A 4,513-nucleotide genomic window follows, 5' to 3' on the forward strand; every position below is an offset into this window, starting at 1 on the left:
GAAATCACTGTCAAATAATAATGTTCCATTAAAATCAAAGATTGCACTTTTATATCTTGTCATATAGTACCTCTAATCATATTGACTTAAAGCAAGAATAAACAAATAACATCTAATGTACTGTTTATTTTATTAATTATTTTTTCTTTGTCTTTTTTTGTGAAATCAACTTTTTTATTAAATACTGTTTCTTGTGTTATTTCATAAAGAATACAAGAAATAATGGAATTTGCAATTGTATCATAATCTAAACTGCAAATGAGATTTCGTATATTCATTTCGACGAAGTAATTCATCAAAAAAGAATGTATTTCACTAATGACTAATGAATGGTGTTCACGAATGCTTTTTACTTGAATCAAGTTTGATATAAGTATTCGAGTCATATGAATTCTTGAAATATAAGTATCGACTATGAATTCAGTAATTTGTGTTAAATCAAATTGAATATCATTAAATGTTAAGTTTGATAATAGTGGATAAAAGTTTAAATTAGAAGTATCAGAGTAATATGTGAGAGTTGAGTAGTATAGGTCTTCTTTGTTGTCGAAAGTTCTAAATAAAGTTGCTTCCGATAATCCAGCATCTTTAGAAATTTGTAAAGTGGTGCTTTCGTAATATCCGATCTCAGAGAAATTTTTAAGGGCACTAAATTGTAGTTTAGATTTCGCATTCATTTTTATATTTCTCCATAATTCTATTAAGTTGTAATAAGTAAGGTTGAATACTTTCTTTCATAACTTCAAGATTAGTAATATTTGAACTATCTAATTTAAAAACTTCTGAAAAAAGTGTTCCAAATTGCATGTTAATAATTGTCGATGAATCTAGATCAACGATTGAATATCGAGATTTTAAACCGTCAAAATAATTGATGTAAATAGATTTATAACTTTCAATTTTTTCCTTTATAAACAACAACAGAGAATCATCAACTAGGTTTACTTTTATCAATAATCTGTAAGTAGGGATGGTTGAACATAGCAGTTTAAAAATGGAAAGTAACATTCTATTTAAGCAATCATTCATGGAACCAGAATAGTCAAAAGTATCAAAATCAAGTTGAATCGAGTTGGTAAAGTTATACTCAATTGCTGCATGGAAAAGAGCTTTCTTTGAATTGTATTTTCTAAAAAGTGTTGACTCATTAATTCCACATTCCTCGGCGATATTTTTTGTGGTTGTTTTATTGTATACATTCTTCATAAACATGTCGAACGCAGTAATCAAAACATCTCTTTCGTTGGTTTTTTGCATAGTAATACCTCTTATTCAATATTATTAGAATAACACTTACTAGCCGATTTTGTCTAATGTAGGAGAAATTAAGTGTCAAAAAAATGATAAATGAGTACTAAGTGGATAAATTAACATTAAAAAAAGATTATTTTAATTAGTTAAAATTTTAACATTCTTATTGACAGCGCTTACAATTAATGTATTATGATAGTAAGCACTTGCAATAAAAGATGTGCGTACTTAGATAATGAAAGTGAGGTATTATTTTGGAGATTAAAGGAATAATCAAGAGAAATTCGTATTATGATTCAGTTATGCTTATGCAGATATCAAGAACTGTAGAAGCGATTGATGGAGTTTTAAAAGCAATGGTTTGTATGGGGACAGATATGAACAAAGAGCTTCTAAAGGAAGCAAATTTACTAAATGAAGAAAACAAAGCCGCTGCACCTAGTGACGTAATTATTGCATTCACGAGTGAAACGGTAGATGTGGAAGAGATTGAAAAAATAGTAAATGACTTATTGAATGCAAAAAAAGAAGATAGTAATGAAGTTGAAGCAAACCCAACAAGCATTGGGAATGCAATCAAAAGAGATCCGAAGAACAATATTGTAGTTATCTCAGTTGCTGGTGAATATGCTGCAGATGAAGCAAGAAAAGCATTGAATAAGGGACTACATGTAATGTTATTTAGCGACAATATTTCAATTGAAGATGAAATTGAACTAAAGAAAACAGCTCATGATAAAGGCTTGCTTGTTATGGGTCCAGATTGTGGAACAGCAATAATTAATAATGTTGGTTTATGTTTTGCGAATCAATTAAAAAAAGGTTCAATTGGAGTTATAGGGGCTTCTGGAACAGGAACTCAAGAAATAACGGTTTTAATTGATAAACTAGGGAGTGGCGTATCACAAGTAATTGGAACAGGAGGAAGAGATTTAACTAAAGAAGTTGGTGGAATCATGATGCTAGATTCAATTGAGGCGCTTGATAAGGATGAAAACACTAAAACAATTGTAGTTATTTCAAAACCACCTGTTAAAGAGGTTGCTGATAAAATTATTAGGCGTGCAAAAGAAAGTGATAAAGACATCATAATTTGTTTCCTTGGACATAACTTTGATGAAAGTGCAGATGGAAAAATTAAGTTTGCAAGTAATTTAACAGAAGCAGCAGAAAAGGCAGTATCTGTTAATACAGAAACAGAGAAGAGATTGGCAGTAAAGGAAGTTAATGTTGAAGAGTTAGTAAAAAAACTTAATACAAAGCAAAAATATGTAAGAGGACTGTATTGTGGTGGAACTATTTGTGATGAAACGTCTCAATTATTCCAAAGTAAACTCAATGAAAAAACATACAGTAATGTAGGAAAAGTAAATCGATTAGAAAATCCTTATGAATCAAAGATGAATTCATTTATTGATTTAGGAGATGATAACTTTACAGTCGGTAAACCTCATCCAATGATAGAACCTTCTTTGAGAAATGAACGAATAATTCAAGAATCAAAAGATGAAGAAGTAGCTGTTATTTTACTTGATGTAGAAATCGGGTATGGCTCACATGAAGATCCAGCTGGAATTGTTGTAGAGGCAATTAAGGAAGCTAAAGTATATTGTCAAAGTGTAAATAAAGAAATTATTTTTGTTGCTTATGTATTAGGAACTAAAGCAGATAAACAAAATTTTGAAGCTCAAGTTGAACGCTTAGAAAATGAAGGTGTAATTGTTACAAATAGTAACTACCATGCTGCAAAACTATGCATGGATATAGTGGAGGATAGATATGAGTGAGATAAATAAATTATTTAGTTCGGATTTACATGCAATTAATTTGGGAATGGAGTCTTTTAAAGATGATATGATCAAACAAGATATTTCGGCAATACAAGTTAAATGGTCACCTCCTGCAAGAGGAGATAAAAAACTCATTTCATTACTTAATAAATTAATAGACAATGAAGAAATAGATAAAGCGAATGATAAGGTTTATGAGATTCTAATGAGTTCTAAAATGACTTTGGTAGGTGTTGAGCAAGCAATTGATGTTATACCAAACATGGATGAAGATACGATTTTACATGCAGGACCTCCTATTACGTTCGAAAACATGCCAGGTCCTATGAAGGGAGCGGTTATTGGTGCGTTAATCTTTGAAAGAAAAGCAAAAGATGCTGATGAAGCGGTGGCATTAGCTACTTCGGGGAAGATTAAATTTTCTCCTTGTCATGATCATCAAACAGTTGGCGCAATGTCAGGTGTTTTGTCGGCTCACATGATAGTTCATGTTGTTAAAAATGAAACATTTGGAAATTATGCGTTCTCACCTATACATGAAGGATCAGGATATACAGTTCAAAGATATGGATCCTATGATGAAGGAGTAATTGCTCGACTAGATTGGTTAAATCAAGAGTATCGTCCAGCATTGAATGATGCTTTGAAATTGTGTGGTGGAATAGATTCGGGTTCGATTATAGCACAAGCATTACATATGTCGGATGAATGTCACAACAGAAATAAAGCTGGATCATCACTTTTCTATAAGAGTATAGTTCCGTATTTACTACAAACTCCATATGAAAAAGATATCATTTTAAGAGTTTCTGAATTTATTAATAGCAATGAACATTATTTTCTAAGTGTAACAATGGCAACAAGCAAAGCTCAATTGGATGCAGCAAATGGTGTTAAGAACAGTACAATCGTAACAGCATTAGCAAGAAATGGTTATGAGTTTGGAATTAAAATTGCAGGACTTGGAAAAGACTATTGGTTTATTGGGCCAGCGCAAATGGTTGATGGTTTATTCTTCCCAGGATATTCAATTGCAGATTCAAATCCTGACATGGGAGATAGTGCAATTTCAGAAACTGCAGGGTTAGGTGGATTCTCGCTAGGTAATGCACCAGCCATAGTTCAATTTGTTGGTGGAACAGTTGCAGATGCAATTTCTTATGTTAAGAGTATGTATGAAATAACATGGAAAGAAAATAAAAATTATACAATTCCATTTTTGAACTTTAGAGGAACACCTTGTGGAGTAGATATCAGAAAGGTTGTGGAAACGGGAGTGCTTCCAATTATTACTACAGGTATCGCACATAAAGAAAGAGGTAAAGGACAAATTGGTGCTGGTATCGCAAATCCACCAATGGAGTGCTTTACAAAAGCTCTCATAGAGTTTGGAAATCATTTTGAGTAATAAGATGGATAAAAAAAGATTAGTAATTGCACTTGGAGGGAATGCATTAGGAAATTCTCCAGAA

The 4,513-nt window shown here is 31.6% G+C and carries 4 protein-coding genes; 2 read left to right on the top strand and 2 right to left on the bottom strand.

Going from position 1 to position 4,513, the window contains the following annotated elements:
* Positions 1-86: 86 nt before the first annotated feature.
* Together RR643_RS11265 and RR643_RS11270 are read right to left on the bottom strand one after the other, a co-directional pair.
* A complete protein-coding gene (locus tag RR643_RS11265; protein WP_332483274.1) occupies positions 87-677 on the bottom strand; it encodes a TetR/AcrR family transcriptional regulator in 591 nt (196 codons plus the stop codon).
* Positions 661-1,257 carry a TetR/AcrR family transcriptional regulator gene (locus RR643_RS11270; RefSeq protein WP_332483275.1) on the bottom strand — a complete coding sequence of 199 codons (597 nt, stop codon included), beginning with the start codon at positions 1,255-1,257 and terminating at the stop codon, positions 661-663. The genes RR643_RS11265 and RR643_RS11270 overlap by 17 nt, the downstream gene beginning before the upstream one ends.
* Before the next feature lie 248 nt (positions 1,258-1,505).
* Between RR643_RS11270 and fdrA the strand changes: the two genes are divergently transcribed.
* Positions 1,506-3,038: an acyl-CoA synthetase FdrA gene (gene fdrA, locus RR643_RS11275; RefSeq protein ID WP_332483276.1), complete on the top strand. Its 1,533-nt coding sequence runs from the start codon at positions 1,506-1,508 to the stop codon at positions 3,036-3,038.
* Positions 3,031-4,449, top strand: coding sequence for a DUF1116 domain-containing protein (locus tag RR643_RS11280; protein ID WP_332483277.1), 1,419 nt, complete (start codon positions 3,031-3,033; stop codon positions 4,447-4,449). The genes fdrA and RR643_RS11280 overlap by 8 nt, the downstream gene beginning before the upstream one ends.
* The last annotated feature ends 64 nt before the right edge of the window (positions 4,450-4,513 follow it).

Source organism: Anaerorhabdus sp., assembly GCF_036637135.1.
In the GTDB taxonomy this organism is placed as follows: Bacteria; Bacillota_I; Bacilli_A; order Erysipelotrichales; family Erysipelotrichaceae; genus Anaerorhabdus.